This is a genomic window from Pseudomonas sp. NFIX28 (assembly GCF_900107395.1).
Taxonomy (GTDB): domain Bacteria; phylum Pseudomonadota; class Gammaproteobacteria; order Pseudomonadales; family Pseudomonadaceae; genus Aquipseudomonas.
In genome coordinates this window covers 176,419-192,840 of the sequence record NZ_FNPW01000009.1, presented here as the reverse complement: position 1 = coordinate 192,840, position 16,422 = coordinate 176,419, and the positions used below count along the sequence as shown (strand labels likewise).

Sequence of the window (16,422 nt, the reverse complement as noted above, 5' to 3'; positions counted from 1 at the left end):
TGCTTTACGCCTTAAATTCGTCGTTCTTATGCAAGTCGCTGCGCGCCTTGCGAGAAAAAGCGCCGGTGACTGGCCACCGGCATGCGCGCCCGGATGGACGCCTGTTCGCTGCTATCGCGTTCGGCCAGCAGCACGGCCTCGCCTTGATCCTGTTGCGCCAGCACCCGTCCCCAGGGATCGACGATGGCCGCATGGCCAAAGGTCTCCCGCGGCCCCGGATGCGTGCCGCCTTGCGCCGCCGCCAGCAGGTAACACTGGGTTTCGATGGCCCGCGCCCGAATCAGCACCTCCCAGTGGGCGGCTCCGGTCACTGCGGTGAACGCCGAAGGAGCGCTGATCAGCTCGGCCCCGGCGGCGCGCAATTCGCTGTACAGCTCTGGAAAGCGCAAGTCGTAGCACACAGTCAGGCCAACCCGGCCCACCGGCGTATCCGCCACCACCACCTGTTCTCCATGAGCATAGTCATCCGATTCGCGGTAACGGCCACGATTGTCGGCCACGTCCACGTCGAACAGATGCAGCTTGTCGTAACGCGCCACTTGCTCGCCGTGCTCGTCGATCAGCAGCGAGCAGGCTCGAGCCTTGGCGCCCGGCTGGTTCACCGGAGGCAGCGGCAAGGTACCGGCGACTATCCATAACTTGAGGTCGCGTGCGGCCTGTTTCAACCAGGGCAGGATCGGGCCTTCGCCGCCGGCCTCGGCACGGCCGATGGCCGCCGCATCGCGGCGTCCCATGGCGGCGAAATTCTCCGGCAATACGGCCAGCCGTGCACCGCCGGCAGCGGCGTGCTCCAGCAGTTGTCGCGCCTGCTGTAGATTGGCCAGCACGTCGCTCTGGCTGACCATTTGAATCACCGCAAGAGACATGGCGCACTCCAGGTTGGATATGTGGCCATGCTACTCCATAGGCTTGGGCCGCGGTTTTTCAAAAAGGCTTGTCGAAGGTGATTTTCGGGTCCTTCCAGGGACCCTTGACGCTGTACTGGACACTGGCGAAACGCGACACCCGGTCGCCGATCAGCTTGTCGATCAGGAACAGCGCCCCGCCGACCGCCGGCGCCCCGACGATCAATGCGGCGATCGGCAGGTTGTTGGTCACCGGCAGTGTCACCAGCAGCTTCGAATCCACCTGGTCGGCCACCAGGTCCAGGGTGCCGTTGAGCTCCAGGTTGCTCGACGGCCCGGTCAGGGTGATGGGTTCGCGGGTCACGTAGACACCGTTGCTGGCCACCAGCAAACCCTTGACCCGGTCATAGCTCAGGCCCTTGCCGAACAGGTCGGAGAAGTCCAGGCGCAGGCGCCGGCCGATGGAGTTGAAGTTCAGCAAGCCGAACACCCGCAAGGCCTGAGCCCCGCCTTCGACTTCCACGAACTGGCCTTTGCGCAGGGTCGCATCCAGGCTGCCCGAGAAGCGCTTGAGCCCGACCCAGGCCGGCGAGCCGGGCCAGCGGCCGTCCACATCCAAATGGAATTCTTCGCTGGTCACGGTCGGTGCAAAGCCCCAGCCCTTGAGCACATCCGCCAGGTTCTTGCCGCCCAGGCGGCCCTTGTACCAGCTGGTGGTCGCGCCAGGCTCGCCTTCCCAGCCGCCGGCACCTTGCAGGACCATGCCCTTGAGGCCCAGGTCGAGGCTGTTGAAGGCCATGCCCTTGGCGGTCGGGCGCACTTTCAGCGACCAGCCGCCAATCAGGTCGTTGCCCTGGTACAGCTGGTTGATCGAGAGGTCCAGCGCCGGGACTTTCTTCGGGTCTACCGAGGCCAGCGGGTCCGGCGCGTTCTCGTCGGCCTGCACCGTCGGATCGGCCGCCGGCAGCCGCACATATTGCATGTTGATTGCCATCGGCGCGGCCTTGGCATCGGGAATCGCCACATTGCCCTTGGCTTGCTGGCTGTCGAGCTGCAAAGCCCAGGAAGACGGCTTGCGCGTCAACTGCACACGGGCCTCGTCCAGGGTCATGCCGAAGCCGCTGAGCTTGCCCACCCTGAAATCGGCGCCGCTGAGCAGCTGCTTGGCGCTGCCGCCCGCGTCCTGCCCGGCATAACGATCGACCAGCGCCTTCCACGGCTCCACATCCAGTTCCGACAGCACTCCCCGCACCCGCAGGCCCTTGGCCCCAGGCAACACGGCATCGCCTTCGCCGAGGAACAACTCGCCACGACCCTCGGCGAAATTGCCGCTCGGCGCGGCGAAGGTAAAGTTGGCCAGATCGCCGTAGTCGAACCAGTAACGCCGCTCGGCGCCTTGCAGCGTCATGCGGAACACGCTGTCACGCCCCTGGCTCGCCGGTATGCCGAAGGGCGCGGGCAAGTCGACGGCAACACCCTTGAGGCTGGAGCTGACCATCAACTGGCTGTCGGCGCCGTCGAGATTGAGCTGCAGTTGGTAGGGAATATCGCCGGAAACCGGCAGCGGCTGGTTGTATTTCAGCCACTCCGTAAGCTTCTTGACCGACACCTGGCCCTTGGCGACAACCCGGGTATCGAGCTTGCCAGGGCGACCGTCGGCAAAGATCTGCGCGGTCACCGGGCGCTCGAAGACCTGGGCGCTGATGCCCTGGCCACTCAGGCCCTTGGTGCTGTCGAAACGGAAATCGCCCTTGAGCTGGTTCAATTCCAGCTCCGGTTCGCTCAACTTGAGCCGTGACTTGCTGGTCTTGAAGTCCACCAGCACCTTCGGTTCCTCGCCCTTGACCAGCGGGATATCCAGCTTCAGCTTGCCCCGCAGGTCGCCCTCGCCCTGCCAACCGGCAAAGGTCGCGGCCGTGCCGATCGGCGCTTCCTGAAGGATTTTCACGCCATCGCCCAGGCCGCCGGCGAACTCGCCGTCGATGAACATGTGGGTGCTTTGCCCCGCGGGTACATGGGGAATATTGACGTAGACATCGCTCACCTGGGTGTCGAGCAACTGCCCCTGGCTGGCCAGGATGCGCACCCCGCTGTCTTCGATGAACACATCGCCGCTGACTTTGCCGATGTGCGGCCAGCCCGGCTGGAAGGCCAGCTCGGCATCGTGCACCTTGAAGAACAGGCTGATGCTGCGCGCAGTGTCGGCCGCGCCATGGTTCAGCGATCCCTGGTACTGGAAGAAACCTTCATCCACCGCGCCCTTGATGATTGCCGTGCGCAACCACTCGTCCAGCGCCGGGCTGAGCACCTCGGGCAGGTACTTGGCGGTATAGCGACCGTCGCCATCGACCAGGCCGACCCGCAGGTCCATATAGTCTTCCTGGGTGTGGTCGAAATGCAGGCGGATCAGGAAGTCGCCGGCGATCTTGCCCTCTTCGCCCAGGACCTTCAGGTACGGCGCAATCAGGGTGAAGCTCTGTTTGTCGAGCTTCCAGGTCAGTCGGGCATTGGCCTGCAGGTACTGCCAGGGCTTGGCGAAGATCGGGTCCAGGTGCAAGGAAAAATCCTTGCTGTCCATGCGCAACTCACCCTGCCCCAGGTTACCGCTGATACTGCCGCTGACATTACGCGCCGCTGGCGCGCCGCGGTAGGCGTTGAACCCGACCTGCTCCAGGTTGGCGGCAAAACTCAGGCGCTGATCGCCGCTGACTTGCGGCCGGAAGTCGAGCAGGACATTCCGCAAGGCGCCCCTGACCTTGAGGTTGTCGATGATGGCCGCGACGTTATCCGGCAGTGGCGCCCAGGCGTCCAGGACCGGTGTGAGCGGCGTCAGGTCGAGGCGGTCGGCCTGCAAGTGCCAGAGTTCTTCGGCACTGTTGACGGTACCGGTCTGTTGCAGGTGCAGGCGCGACTCCCAACGCGTCTCGCCGATGTTCATGGCCAGCGAGTCGAAGGCGACGCTGAGGCCCTGCTCGTTGCGCTGGAAATAGGCATTGAGCGCCAGGTTCTTCACGGTGACCGGTTTGCGCTCGTCATAGGCCCCGCTGACCTGCGGCGCGTTCAGACGCGCGACCATGCTCTGCAGCAGGCCATCGCCCCAACTGAGCCAGAACTCGCCACCGGCCTTGAGTTCGGAGAACGTCCACTGTTGGGTCACGCGCGGCGGCAGCCATTTCGCCCAGTCGCTTTGCGGCAGGCTCAGGTAGGCGTCGGCCTGCCCTTCGCGCCAGGTGCTGGCGCGGACTCGAGTACGTAAACTGACGGCCAGGGGTTGGCCGTCCGGCAGGGTCAGGCGCGCATCCAGCCGTTGACGGCCAGGGCCGACGCGCAGGTTCAGGCCGACGTAGGTCAAGGCAATCGGGGCATGGTCGAACGGTTGCAACGTCACCTGGCTATCGAGCACCGACAACTCGCTGATCATCTGCATACGGTTGAGCAACTGCTCGGGGTCCAGAGGCTGGTCATCCTGGACCGGCAGGCCTTCAAGCGCCCAGCGCCCATCCGGAGCTTCCTTCAGGCTCAGGTTGAGGCCGCTGAATTCAAGATGCTTGACCCGCAGTTGGCGCGCCAGGGCACTGCCGGGCAGATCGGGTGCCACCCGCACCTGATCCAGGCGCAAGGCGTTGGCGCCCTCGCCGACGATCACGTCGTGAGCCAATAGAATGGGCGAGAAGCCGCTCCAGCTGCCTTCCAGCCGACCGATCTGCACCGGCATGCCCAAGGCTTGCTGGGCCTTGGCCTGGACCTCGGTCCGATATTCAGCCACCAGCGGGGTCAGTTCCCGACCCAGGCTGACGTACAAGGCCGTCAGCACCAGCAGCAATGCACAAAGCCCCAGCCCCCAGCGGGTCAGAGCAGCAAGAAAGCGCATCAGACGCTCCATGTCAGTTGGCCCCCGTGGCAAGAGTCATGAAAAAACCGGGGCCAGCTGTATCCGGTAAATGTAGGGTACGCGGACTCAGAGCAGCACCACGTCGTATTGTTCCTGGGAATACATGGTTTCGACCTGAAAACGGATGGTCCGGCCGATAAAGGCCTCCAGTTCCGCGACGTTGCCCGACTCCTCGTCGAGCAGCCGGTCGACGACCTTCTGGTTCGCCAGGACGCGATAACCTTCGGCCTGATAGGCCCGCGCTTCACGAAGAATTTCACGGAAAATTTCGTAGCAAATGGTTTCCGGGGTTTTCAGTTTGCCGCGCCCCTGGCAGCTGCTGCAGGGTTCGCACAGCACCTGTTCCAGGCTTTCCCGGGTACGCTTGCGGGTCATCTGCACCAGGCCCAGCTCGGTGATGCCGATGATGTTGGTCTTGGCGTGATCGCGCTCCAGCTGTTTTTCCAGGGTGCGCAGCACCTGGCGCTGATGTTCTTCATCTTCCATGTCGATGAAGTCGATGATGATGATCCCGCCCAGGTTGCGCAGGCGCAGCTGGCGGGCAATGGCGGTCGCCGCCTCGAGGTTGGTCTTGAAGATGGTTTCTTCGAGGTTGCGATGACCCACGAAGGCACCGGTGTTGACGTCGATGGTGCTCATCGCTTCCGCCGGGTCGACCACCAGGTAGCCGCCGGACTTGAGCGGCACCTTGCGCTCCAAGGCTTTCTGGATCTCGTCTTCGACGCCATAGAGGTCGAAGATCGGCCGCTCACCCGGATAATGCTCCAGGCGATCGGCGATTTCCGGCATCAGTTCGGCAACGAATTGCGTGGTTTTCTGGAAGGTTTCCCGGGAGTCGATGCGGATTTTCTCGATCTTCGGGCTGACCAGGTCACGCAACGTACGCAGGGCCAGGCCCAGGTCTTCGTAGATAACGCTGGGGGCGCCGATGGTCTTGATCTGCGCGCCGATCTGATCCCACAGGCGGCGCAGATAGCGGATGTCCATCATGATTTCATCGGCACCCGCGCCCTCGGCAGCGGTACGCAGGATAAACCCGCCAGCTTCCTTGATGCCTTCCTGGGCCACGCAATCGCTGACCACCTGCTTCAGGCGCTCGCGCTCGGCCTCGTCCTCGATCTTCAGGGAAATGCCGACATGGGCGGTGCGCGGCATGTACACCAGGTAACGCGAAGGGATCGACAGCTGGGTGGTCAGGCGCGCGCCCTTGGAGCCGATCGGGTCCTTGGTCACCTGCACCACCAGGCTCTGCCCTTCGTGAACCAGGGCACCGATGCTTTCCACCGCCGGCCCTTCGCGCAGGGAAATTTCCGAAGCATGAATGAACGCCGCGCGATCCAGGCCGATATCGACGAATGCCGCCTGCATGCCGGGCAAAACCCGCACAACCTTGCCTTTATAGATGTTGCCGACAATTCCGCGACGCTGCGTACGCTCGACATGGACTTCTTGCAGCACACCGTTTTCGACCACCGCCACGCGCGACTCCATCGGCGTGATGTTGATCAGAATCTCTTCACTCATGGCAGGGTCTCGTTCAGGCATATTCACTATGGATGGCCGCATCAGTCAGGTACGGCGCTTAGCGCACTGCAAGGTTTTGCCAACAGGGTATGCCGAAATGGCCAAGTAGTTCTGCGGTTTCGCATACCGGCAAGCCGACGACAGCGGAATAACTGCCATTGAGCCCTGCCACGAATACCGCCGCAAGTCCCTGGATGCCATAGCCCCCCGCCTTGTCCTGCGGCTCGCCGCTGGCCCAGTAGCGCGCCGCCTCATCAGCGCTGATCGGCCGGAAACGCACCAGGCTGCGTACCAGCCGCGACTCGCAGCGCTGGCCATCGAGCACGGCAATCGCCGTCAGCACTTCGTGTTCACGACCCGACAGGGCCATGAGCATCGACTGCGCATCGGCCTGGTCCAGCGGCTTGCCCAGGATTCGCCCGTCAAGCACCACCGCGGTATCGGCGCCCAGGACACAGGCCGCGAACCGGCCTTCAGCAATCAGCCCATAGCCGGCCGCCGCCTTGCCGCGCGCCAGGCGCTCGACATAGGCCGCGGGGCTTTCATCGGGAAGAGGGGTTTCGTCGATATCCGCGCCGATGGCGGTAAAAGGCACGCCGATCTGCGTGAGCAGTTCGCGTCGACGCGGCGAGCCGGAAGCGAGGTAAAGCGATTTCATCAAGACATCTCCCTGTCGAGGTACGGGCAAATGCCTGACCGAATCAGTTGATTTTGAAACGTCGGCGCAACCCGCGCAAACCGAAGCTGACCCAAGGCCAGAGCAAGGCACTGACCAGTGCCGGCAGCACCAGCGCGAGGGTCGGCTGACGGTTGCCGGTGAGGGCGCTGAGCCACAGCTGAACCAGTTGCGCCAGGCCGAAGATCACCAGGATCACCAGGCTCTGCTGCCACATCGGGAACATGCGCAAGCGCTGTTGCAGCGACAGCACCAGGAAGGTGATCAGGGTCAGGATCAGGGCGTTTTGTCCCAGCAACGTGCCATACAGCACGTCCTCGGCCAGCCCCAGGCACCAGGCGGTGACCATGCCGACTTTATGCGGCAGGGCCAAGGCCCAGAACGCCAGCAGCAAAGCCAGCCAGAGCGGGCGCAGGATTTCCATGAATTGCGGCAAAGGCGACACGCTGAGCAGCATGCCGATAGCGAAAGTCAGCCAGACCATCCAGCCGTTTCGGGACATTATTCTCTTCCTCCCGTGGAAGCCGGGGCCGATGCAGGCGGCTTGGGCGTGGCGGGTCTGGTGGCCGCAGGCTTGACCGGAGCCGGGTGGGCCACGGGTTTTACCGGCGCCGTGGCGGCTGGCGCCACGGGTGTTGCCGCCGATGCCGCAGGCACCGGTGCGGCAGGTAGGGTCGCGGTAGCCGGCATCGCGGGCACGACAGGCTTGCCCAGGGTCGCCGGAACCTGCAGCGTGACGGCACCGCCCTGCTGGTCCTGCGCTTCCTGGGCCTGGGCCGCATCGTTGGCACGCTCTTCGGCGGTGCGGTTATCGCTGAACACCAGCAGCAGGTAACGGCTGCGGTTCAAGGCCGCCGTCGGCACGGCACGCACTATGGCAAATGGCTGGCCGGAGTCATGGATCACTTCCTTGACCGTCGCCACCGGATAGCCCGCCGGGAAACGCTGGCCCAGGCCGGAGCTGACCAGCAGGTCGCCTTCCTTGATGTCCGCGGTGTCGGCCACATGACGCAGCTCAAGGCGCTCCGGGTTGCCGGTACCGCTGGCAATCGCCCGCAGGCCGTTGCGGTTCACCTGGACCGGAATGCTGTGCGTGGTATCGGTGAGCAGCAGCACGCGGGAGGTGTAAGGCATCAACTCGACCACCTGCCCCATCAGTCCACGAGCATCCAGCACCGGCTGCCCGAGCACCACGCCATCGCGCTCGCCCTTGTTGATGATGATGCGATGGGTGAAGGGGTTGGGGTCCATGCCGATCAGCTCGGCCACTTCGACCTTCTCATTGACCAGCGCGGAAGAGTTGAGCAATTCGCGCAGGCGAACGTTCTGCTCGGTCAAGGCGGCGAGCTTTTGCATGCGGCCCTGGAGCAACAGGTTTTCAGTCTTGAGTTTTTCGTTTTCGGCGACCAGCTCGGTGCGGCTGCCAAACTGACTGGCCACGCCCTGCCATAGCCGTTGCGGCAGGTCGGTGATCCAGTAGGACTGCATCAGCACCAGCGACATTTGGCTACGCACTGGCTTGAGCAGTGTGAAGCGGGCATCGACCACCATCAGCGCGACCGATAGCACGGCCAGCACCAACAGGCGTACGCCCAATGAGGGGCCTTTGGCGAAAAGCGGTTTAATAAGCCGCTCCTCCCAGGCAAATGTTCTCTTTATTCATACGGCTTCAAACCGGCCTGGAGCAGAATGACAGAAGATAAACGCCAACAGGCAGCACTGCAAAGTGCTGCCTGCGAGCGGAACACATGGATGCACCCGGCGCGATTATTCGCTGGAGAGCAGGTCCATGGTGTGTTTGTCCATCATTTCCAATGCACGGCCACCGCCGCGGGCTACGCAGGTCAGCGGGTCTTCGGCGACGATCACCGGCAGACCGGTTTCCTGGGCCAGCAACTTGTCCAGGTCACGCAGCAGGGCGCCCCCACCGGTCAGCACCAGGCCGCGCTCGGCGATGTCCGAAGCCAGTTCCGGAGGCGATTGCTCCAGAGCGCTTTTCACCGCCTGAACGATGGTTGCCAGGGACTCTTGCAGAGCTTCCAGCACTTCGTTGGAGTTCAGGGTGAATGCACGTGGCACGCCTTCGGCCAGGTTACGGCCGCGAACGTCGACTTCACGGACTTCGCCGCCCGGGTAGGCAGTACCGATTTCCTGCTTGATGCGCTCGGCGGTGGATTCGCCGATCAGGCTGCCGTAGTTGCGACGCACGTAGGTGATGATCGCTTCGTCGAAACGGTCGCCGCCAACCCGTACGGATTCGGCGTACACCACGCCATTCAGGGAGATCAAGGCGATTTCGGTGGTACCGCCACCGATATCCACGACCATCGAACCGCGAGCTTCTTCAACCGGCAGGCCGGCACCGATCGCGGCCGCCATCGGCTCTTCGATCAGGAATACTTCACGGGCACCGGCGCCGAGGGCCGATTCACGGATGGCGCGACGCTCAACCTGGGTGGACTTGCATGGAACGCAGATCAGCACACGAGGGCTGGGCTGCAGGAAACTGTTTTCGTGAACTTTGTTGATAAAGTATTGCAGCATCTTTTCGCAGACACTGAAGTCGGCGATCACGCCGTCCTTCATCGGACGAATGGCAGCAATGTTGCCCGGAGTACGGCCGAGCATGCGCTTGGCTTCGGTACCGACAGCCACAACACTTTTCTGATTACCGTGGGTCCGAATGGCCACAACCGATGGTTCATTCAGGACAATACCGCGCTCGCGCACGTAAATAAGGGTGTTGGCAGTGCCCAGGTCAATGGAAAGATCGCTGGAAAACATGCCACGCAGTTTCTTGAACATGGGAAAGGGACCCTAGGCAACGCGTGGGTAAAAAAGTGCGGCAAACTCTAACAACGACAGGGATTTTGGGCAAGGCGCCAATATGTTAAATTGGCTGCTTTTCTGTGCACCAACCCCCACAATCGCGGCCTTATGACCGTAGAAATGCGGTAGTGTTCCGACAATCTAACACACGGATGAGATCCGTTCTGTTTTCCACTGGAGAATCCCATGGCGCTTGAACGCTCCGACGTGGAAAAAATCGCTCATCTGGCCAGCCTTGGCCTCAATGATGCCGATCTTCCACACATCACCTCCGCCCTGAACAGCATTCTCGGGCTGGTGGATGAAATGCAGGCAGTCGATACCGACGGTATCGAGCCGCTGGCCCACCCACTGGAAGCCAGCCAGCGCCTGCGCGCAGACGTTGTGACCGAGTCCAATCATCGCGAGGCCTATCAGTCCATCGCACCAGCGGTCGAAAACGGCCTGTACCTGGTTCCGAAAGTCATCGACTAAAGGGAAAGAGCCTGCAATGCATCATATGACTCTGGCTGAGATCGCCCGCGGACTCGCCGACAAGAAGTTTTCCTCCGAAGAGCTGACCAAGACCCTGCTGGCGCGCATCACCCAGCTCGACCCGCAGCTCAACAGCTTCATCAGCCTCACCGAAGATCTCGCGCTGCAGCAGGCCAAGGCCGCTGACGCCCGTCGCGCGAGCGGCGAGAACGGTGCCCTGCTCGGCGCGCCGATCGCCCACAAGGACCTGTTCTGCACCCAGGGCATCCGCACCAGCTGCGGCTCGAAGATGCTCGACAACTTCAAGGCGCCTTACGACGCCACCGTGGTCGCCAAGCTGGCCGCTGCCGGGGCCGTGACCCTGGGCAAGACCAACATGGACGAATTCGCCATGGGCTCGGGCAACGAGACCAGCTATTACGGCGCGGCGAAAAACCCGTGGAACCTGGAACACGTTCCGGGCGGTTCGTCCGGCGGTTCGGCGGCCGCGGTTGCCGCGCGCCTGCTGCCTGCCGCCACCGGCACCGACACCGGCGGCTCGATCCGCCAGCCGGCGGCATTGACCAACCTCACCGGCCTGAAGCCGACCTACGGCCGCGTTTCGCGCTGGGGCATGATCGCCTACGCCTCCAGCCTCGATCAGGGCGGGCCGCTGGCACGCACCGCCGAGGACTGCGCGATCCTGCTGCAAGGCATGGCCGGTTTCGACCCGCAGGACTCCACCAGCATCGACGAACCGGTACCGGACTACAGCGCCAGCCTCAATGGCTCGCTGCAGGGCCTGCGCATCGGCGTACCCAAGGAATACTTCAGCGCCGGCCTCGACCCGCGTATCGCCGACCTGGTCCATAACAGCGTCAAGGAGCTGGAAAAGCTCGGCGCCGTGATCAAGGAAATCAGCCTGCCGAACATGCAGCACGCCATTCCGGCGTACTACGTGATCGCCCCGGCGGAAGCCTCCTCCAACCTGTCGCGTTTCGACGGCGTGCGGTTCGGCTATCGCTGCGAAGAGCCGAAGAACCTCACCGACCTGTACAAGCGTTCCCGTGGCGAAGGTTTCGGCACCGAAGTGCAGCGCCGGATCATGGTTGGCGCCTATGCGCTGTCGGCCGGCTATTACGATGCCTATTACCTGAAGGCCCAAAAGATCCGTCGCCTGATCAAGAACGACTTCATGGCTGCCTTTAATGAAGTCGACATCATCCTTGGCCCGACCACGCCGAACCCGGCCTGGAAAATCGGCGACAAGAGCAGCGACCCGGTCGCTGCGTATCTGGAAGACGTCTACACCATCACCGCCAACCTCGCGGGCCTGCCGGGCTTGTCCATGCCCGCCGGCTTCGTCGATGGCTTGCCGGTCGGCGTGCAGTTGCTCGCCCCGTATTTCCAGGAAGGCCGCTTGCTCAACGTTGCGCACCAGTATCAGTTACACACTGACTGGCACACCCGCACCCCAACCGGCTTCTGAGGAGACACACATGCAATGGGAAGTCGTGATCGGGCTGGAGATCCATACCCAGCTCACCACCAAATCGAAGATTTTCTCCGGTAGCTCCACCGCCTTCGGTGCCGAGCCCAACACCCAGGCGAGCCTGGTGGACCTGGGCATGCCCGGCGTTCTGCCGGTGCTGAACCAGGAAGCGGTGCGCATGGCGGTCATGTTCGGCCTGGCCATCGACGCCGAGATCGGCCAGCACAACGTGTTCGCACGCAAGAACTACTTCTATCCGGACCTGCCCAAGGGCTACCAGATCAGCCAGATGGAATTGCCGATCGTCGGCAAGGGCCACCTGGACATCCCACTGGAAGACGGCACGGTCAAACGCGTCGGCATCACCCGCGCGCACCTGGAAGAAGACGCCGGCAAGAGCCTGCACGAAGAGTTCAACGGCGCCAGCGGCATCGACCTGAACCGTGCCGGCACCCCGCTGCTGGAAATCGTTTCCGAGCCGGACATGCGCAGCGCCAAGGAAGCCGTGGCCTACGTCAAGTCGATCCACGCGCTGGTGCGCTACCTGGGGATCTGTGACGGCAACATGGCCGAAGGCTCCCTGCGTTGCGACTGCAACGTCTCGGTACGCCCCAAAGGCCAGGCCGAGTTCGGCACTCGTTGCGAGATCAAGAACGTCAACTCGTTCCGCTTCATCGAGAAAGCCATCAACTCGGAAGTCCAGCGTCAGATCGAACTGATCGAGGACGGCGGCAAGGTGATCCAGCAGACCCGCCTGTACGACCCGAACAAGGACGAGACCCGTCCGATGCGCAGCAAGGAAGAAGCCAACGACTACCGCTACTTCCCCGACCCGGACCTGCTGCCAGTGGTCATCGAGGACTCGTTCCTCGACCAGGTACGCGCCACCCTGCCCGAGCTGCCACCGCAGAAACGCGAGCGTTTCCAGGAACAGTTCGGCCTGTCGGTCTACGACGCCAGCGTGCTGGCCTCGAGCCGCGAACAGGCGGACTACTTCGAAAAAGTCGCGAGCATCGCCGGTGATGCCAAGCTCGCCGCCAACTGGGTCATGGTCGAGTTGGGCAGCCTGCTGAACAAGCAGGGCCTGGAAATCGACGAGGCGCCGGTCTCTGCCGAACAGCTGGGCGGCATGCTGCTGCGCATCAAGGACAACACCATCTCCGGCAAGATCGCCAAGACCGTGTTCGAAGCCATGGCCAATGGCGAAGGCAGCGCCGACGAGATCATCGACAAGCGCGGCCTCAAGCAGGTCACCGACACCGGCGCCATCTCCGCCGTGCTGGACGAGATGCTGGCGGCCAACGCCGAGCAGGTCGAACAGTACCGCGCCGCCGATGAAGCCAAGCGCGGCAAGATGTTCGGCTTCTTCGTCGGCCAGGCGATGAAGGCCTCCAAAGGCAAAGCCAACCCGCAGCAAGTGAACGAATTGCTGAAAAGCAAACTCGAAGGCTGACTGCAGTGTTGATGGCGGAGTTCGAATATTCCGCCCCTGTAGGAGCGAGCCTGCCCGCGATTGCGTTGTCCCAGACAAGACGCAAGCGCGGGCAGGCTCGCTCCTATTCTTGTATCTGGGGTCCCGTATCGATGAAACGCTTGCTGGGCTGCCTGGCCCTTTTCTCACTGCTGGCCGGTTGCGCCAGCCATGTCATCGACCCTCGGGGTTATGACAAGTCCGGCGTCGCCTCCTATTACGGCGCCAAACACCACGGCAAACGCACCGCCAGTGGCGAACCCTTCAACCAGCACGGCATGACCGCCGCCCATCGCGAGCTGCCATTCGGCACCCGGGTCAAAGTCACCAACCTCAATAACGACAAAAGCGTCGTGGTCCGGATCAACGACCGTGGCCCGCATATCCGTGGTCGCCTGATCGATTTGTCGCGTGCCGCCGCGCAACAGTTGGGTATGATCAGGAGCGGCACCGCCAAGGTGCGCGTGCAAGCCATCAGCGACTGAACCCGGAGCCCTGATCATTTTCGGATTAACCGATTTACCGCTACTCAGCGTCCTCCAGTTGTTCAGTGGCCTGGCCCTGCTGGTCGCCGGCGCCGAGTTGCTGGTACGCGGCGCGGTCCGCCTGGCCGCCCGCCTGCATGTAAGAGCGCTGATCATCGGCCTGAGCATCGTCGCCTTCGGCAGCAGCGCGCCGCAGATGGCGGTCAGCCTGCAAGCCACCCTGGCGGAAAACAGCGATATCGCCGTCGGCAGTGTGATCGGCAGCGGCATCTTCAACATCCTGGTCACCCTTGGCCTGTCTGCCCTGATCATTCCGCTGCGGGTATCTCGCCAGCTGGTGCGGCTGGATATTCCGTTGATGATCCTCGCCAGCCTGCTGGTGTTCGCCCTGGCCTATAACGAAGAACTGACGCCCCTCGACGGCCTGATCCTGCTGGCCACCCTGGTCCTGTACCTGGGGTTGCTGCTGCGCCAGTCACGGCATTCGGCGCGCCCGCATTCCCCGCAAAGCTGCGAAACGCCGCAGGCGCACTGGCTGAGCAGCCTGCTGTGGATGATCGGCGGCCTGCTCCTGCTGGTGTTCGCTGGCCATCTGCTGCTCAGGGCGGCAGTGGAAGTCGCCACCGACCTCGGGCTGTCCGAACGCATCATCGGCCTGACTATCGTCGCCGTCGGCACGTCCCTGCCGGCCCTGGCCACCTCGCTGATCGCAGCGTTGCGGGGCCAGCGCGACATTGCCGTGGGCAACGTCATCGGCAGCAACCTGTTCAATCTGCTGGGGGTCCTGGGGTTCACCGCCCTGGTGGCGCCGACGCCCTTGTCGGTATCGCCCAATGCCCTGGATTTCGACCTGCCGGTAATGCTCGGCGTCGCGGTGCTGTGCCTGCCGGTGTTCTATTCGGGTTACCGGGTCACCCGCGCCGAAGGCCTGCTATTTCTCGGCCTGTACCTGGCCTACGGGCTGCACGTGGTGTCCTTCACCACCGGCATGCCGCTGGCCGCCAAGCTGGAAGAGCTGATGCTGTTTTTCGTCCTGCCAGTGCTGGTGGCGTTCCTGCTGTTCAGTTCGCTGCGGGCCTGGCGCCGCCAACACAAAAAAGGGGAAGCGCAATGACCGAGAATAAAAAGCAGGGCGTGGAAATGCGCCGTCAGGTGATGGGCGATGCCTTCGTCGATCGCGCGCTGGGCAACGCCACCGAGTTCAGCCAGCCGTTGCAGGAGTTCGTCAACGAGCATGCCTGGGGAGGTGTCTGGAACCGCGAAGGCCTGCCGCTGAAAACCCGCAGCCTGATCACCCTCGCCGCCCTGACCGCGCTCAAGTGCCCGCAGGAACTCAAGGGCCATGTCCGTGGTGCCCTGAATAATGGCTGCACCGTGGAGGAAATCCGCGAAGCGCTACTGCATTGCGCGGTATACGCCGGCGTACCGGCGGCAATCGATGCATTCCGCGCCGCCCAGGAAGTGATCGACACTTACCAGAAAGCGGAATGATTCCCTTGTAGGAGCGGCCGACCGACGCTCGATTGCCCGCGATGGCGGTGTGTCAGGCAGGTCGCTATCGCCGGCAAGTCGGATCGCCGCCCACTCGCTCCTACAGAGCCCCGATCAGATCCACCCGCCCCACTGCAGCAGGAAGATGCCGATATTGGTGGTCACCGCCGCCATCAATGTGGTGATGACGATGATCGCGGCGGCCAACTCATGATTGCCATTGGCCGCCCGGGCCATGACAAAACTCGCCGCCGCGGTCGGGCTGCCGAAATACAGGAACAGAATCCCCAACTCCGCTCCGCGAAACCCGCAGAGCCAGGCCCCGAAAGTGGTCAGAATCGGCAGGCCGAGCATTTTCACCAGGCTCGAACTCAACGCCAGATCGCCACTCTTGCGCAGCGCCGCCAGGGACAGGGTGCCGCCGATGCAGATCAATGCCAGCGGCAAGGTCATCTGCGCCAGGTACTGGCCGGAGGTTTCCAGCCAGGCCGGCAGGCCGATCTGGAACACCGCGAAAGGCGTTGCCGCCAGCACGCTGATGATCAACGGATTGCTGACCACGCTTTTGCAAATGCTCCACGGATCGGACTTGATCACCGGGCTGTACACCGCCAGGACGATGGTCGACAGGGTGTTGTAGAAGAGGATCACCAGCGCCGCGAGAATCGCCCCGAGGGAAATCCCGTAGTCGCCATACATGCTGGCCGCTAGCGCCAGGCCAATGACCCCGTTATTGCCGCGAAACGCGCCCTGGGTGTAGATGCCGCGGTCTTCCCGCGGGCAGCGCCAGATCGCCCAACCCCAGGCGAAGGCAAAGCTGAACAGCGTGGCCACGGCAAAATAGATCAGCAACCCGGGCTTGAGCGCCGAATGCAGGTCGGCATGCAGAATCCCGAGAATCAGCAGCGCCGGCATGGTGACGTTGAAAACCAGAGACGACGCCGTGTGGATAAAACCGTCGTTGATCCAGTCGATGCGCTTAAGCAGCACACCGAGAAACAACATGGCAAATACCGGCGCAGTGATATTCAGCGTTTCGAGAAAAATGGCCAGCATGCCGGGTCAACCTTGAGCCTGTCGTTAGGCGGCTAATGATAAGCCAGCCCGAGCCCTGAAGCCCGACGGATTTGCCCGGAGCGCAAGCTGATCCATCGGGCCGCAGGAGTTCGAGGCCATCAAAGGCCACGCCCGCTCCGCGGTCGAGCGCAGCCTGCGGCAGCGGCTACCCGGATTGCGACCGGCCATTCAACCGAGCCCAACACAA

The 16,422-nt window shown here is 63.0% G+C and carries 14 protein-coding genes; 6 read left to right on the top strand and 8 right to left on the bottom strand.

Annotated features, from left to right (window positions below; genetic code table 11):
* Positions 1–26 precede the first annotated feature (26 nt).
* The 7 genes from BLV20_RS18570 to mreB all read right to left on the bottom strand — a co-directional run bounded on the left by BLV20_RS18570 (position 27) and on the right by mreB (position 9,742).
* Positions 27–866 carry a carbon-nitrogen hydrolase family protein gene (locus BLV20_RS18570; RefSeq protein ID WP_092303903.1) on the bottom strand — a complete coding sequence of 280 codons (840 nt, stop codon included), beginning with the start codon at positions 864–866 and terminating at the stop codon, positions 27–29.
* A gap of 58 nt (positions 867–924) precedes the next feature.
* A complete protein-coding gene (locus BLV20_RS18565; protein ID WP_092303901.1) occupies positions 925–4,728 on the bottom strand; it encodes a YhdP family protein in 3,804 nt (1,267 codons plus the stop codon).
* 75 nt (positions 4,729–4,803) lie between these two features.
* Positions 4,804–6,261 carry a ribonuclease G gene (gene rng, locus BLV20_RS18560; protein ID WP_007929907.1) on the bottom strand — a complete coding sequence of 486 codons (1,458 nt, stop codon included), beginning with the start codon at positions 6,259–6,261 and terminating at the stop codon, positions 4,804–4,806.
* A gap of 58 nt (positions 6,262–6,319) precedes the next feature.
* Positions 6,320–6,919, bottom strand: coding sequence for a Maf family protein (locus BLV20_RS18555; protein ID WP_092303899.1), 600 nt, complete (start codon positions 6,917–6,919; stop codon positions 6,320–6,322).
* Between the two features lie 43 nt (positions 6,920–6,962).
* The gene (mreD, locus tag BLV20_RS18550; RefSeq protein ID WP_009042183.1) at positions 6,963–7,439 is read right to left on the bottom strand and encodes a rod shape-determining protein MreD; all 477 of its coding nucleotides are present in this window, start codon (positions 7,437–7,439) and stop codon (positions 6,963–6,965) included.
* Positions 7,439–8,515 (bottom strand): rod shape-determining protein MreC, encoded by a 1,077-nt coding sequence (mreC, locus tag BLV20_RS18545; RefSeq protein WP_371914328.1) that lies wholly within the window; start codon positions 8,513–8,515, stop codon positions 7,439–7,441. Before mreC ends, mreD begins: the two co-directional genes overlap by 1 nt.
* Positions 8,516–8,704: 189 nt before the next feature.
* Positions 8,705–9,742, bottom strand: coding sequence for a rod shape-determining protein MreB (gene mreB, locus BLV20_RS18540; protein WP_002555108.1), 1,038 nt, complete (start codon positions 9,740–9,742; stop codon positions 8,705–8,707).
* Positions 9,743–9,952: 210 nt separating this feature from the next.
* On the opposite strand from mreB, the gene gatC reads away from it, so the two are divergent.
* The 6 genes from gatC to BLV20_RS18510 all read left to right on the top strand — a co-directional run bounded on the left by gatC (position 9,953) and on the right by BLV20_RS18510 (position 15,158).
* Complete coding sequence (gatC, locus tag BLV20_RS18535) at positions 9,953–10,240, top strand: Asp-tRNA(Asn)/Glu-tRNA(Gln) amidotransferase subunit GatC (RefSeq protein WP_044461215.1); 288 nt, start codon at positions 9,953–9,955, stop codon at positions 10,238–10,240.
* 16 nt (positions 10,241–10,256) lie between these two features.
* On the top strand, positions 10,257–11,708 hold the full coding sequence (gene gatA, locus BLV20_RS18530; protein ID WP_092303895.1) for an Asp-tRNA(Asn)/Glu-tRNA(Gln) amidotransferase subunit GatA: 1,452 nt from the start codon (positions 10,257–10,259) through the stop codon (positions 11,706–11,708).
* A 10-nt stretch (positions 11,709–11,718) separates the two neighbouring features.
* Entirely contained in the window at positions 11,719–13,164 is a 1,446-nt protein-coding gene (gene gatB, locus BLV20_RS18525; protein ID WP_062823667.1) for an Asp-tRNA(Asn)/Glu-tRNA(Gln) amidotransferase subunit GatB, read from the top strand.
* Positions 13,165–13,295: 131 nt separating this feature from the next.
* Positions 13,296–13,667: a septal ring lytic transglycosylase RlpA family protein gene (locus BLV20_RS18520; RefSeq protein WP_092303892.1), complete on the top strand. Its 372-nt coding sequence runs from the start codon at positions 13,296–13,298 to the stop codon at positions 13,665–13,667.
* 16 nt (positions 13,668–13,683) lie between these two features.
* Positions 13,684–14,781 carry a calcium/sodium antiporter gene (locus BLV20_RS18515; RefSeq protein ID WP_256577828.1) on the top strand — a complete coding sequence of 366 codons (1,098 nt, stop codon included), beginning with the start codon at positions 13,684–13,686 and terminating at the stop codon, positions 14,779–14,781.
* On the top strand, positions 14,778–15,158 hold the full coding sequence (locus tag BLV20_RS18510) for a carboxymuconolactone decarboxylase family protein (RefSeq protein ID WP_092303888.1): 381 nt from the start codon (positions 14,778–14,780) through the stop codon (positions 15,156–15,158). The genes BLV20_RS18515 and BLV20_RS18510 overlap by 4 nt, the downstream gene beginning before the upstream one ends.
* Positions 15,159–15,272: 114 nt before the next feature.
* On the opposite strand, the gene BLV20_RS18505 is transcribed toward BLV20_RS18510, so the two are convergent.
* Positions 15,273–16,214, bottom strand: a complete 942-nt coding sequence (locus BLV20_RS18505) for an AEC family transporter (protein ID WP_092303886.1) — start codon at positions 16,212–16,214, stop codon at positions 15,273–15,275.
* Positions 16,215–16,422 lie beyond the last annotated feature (208 nt).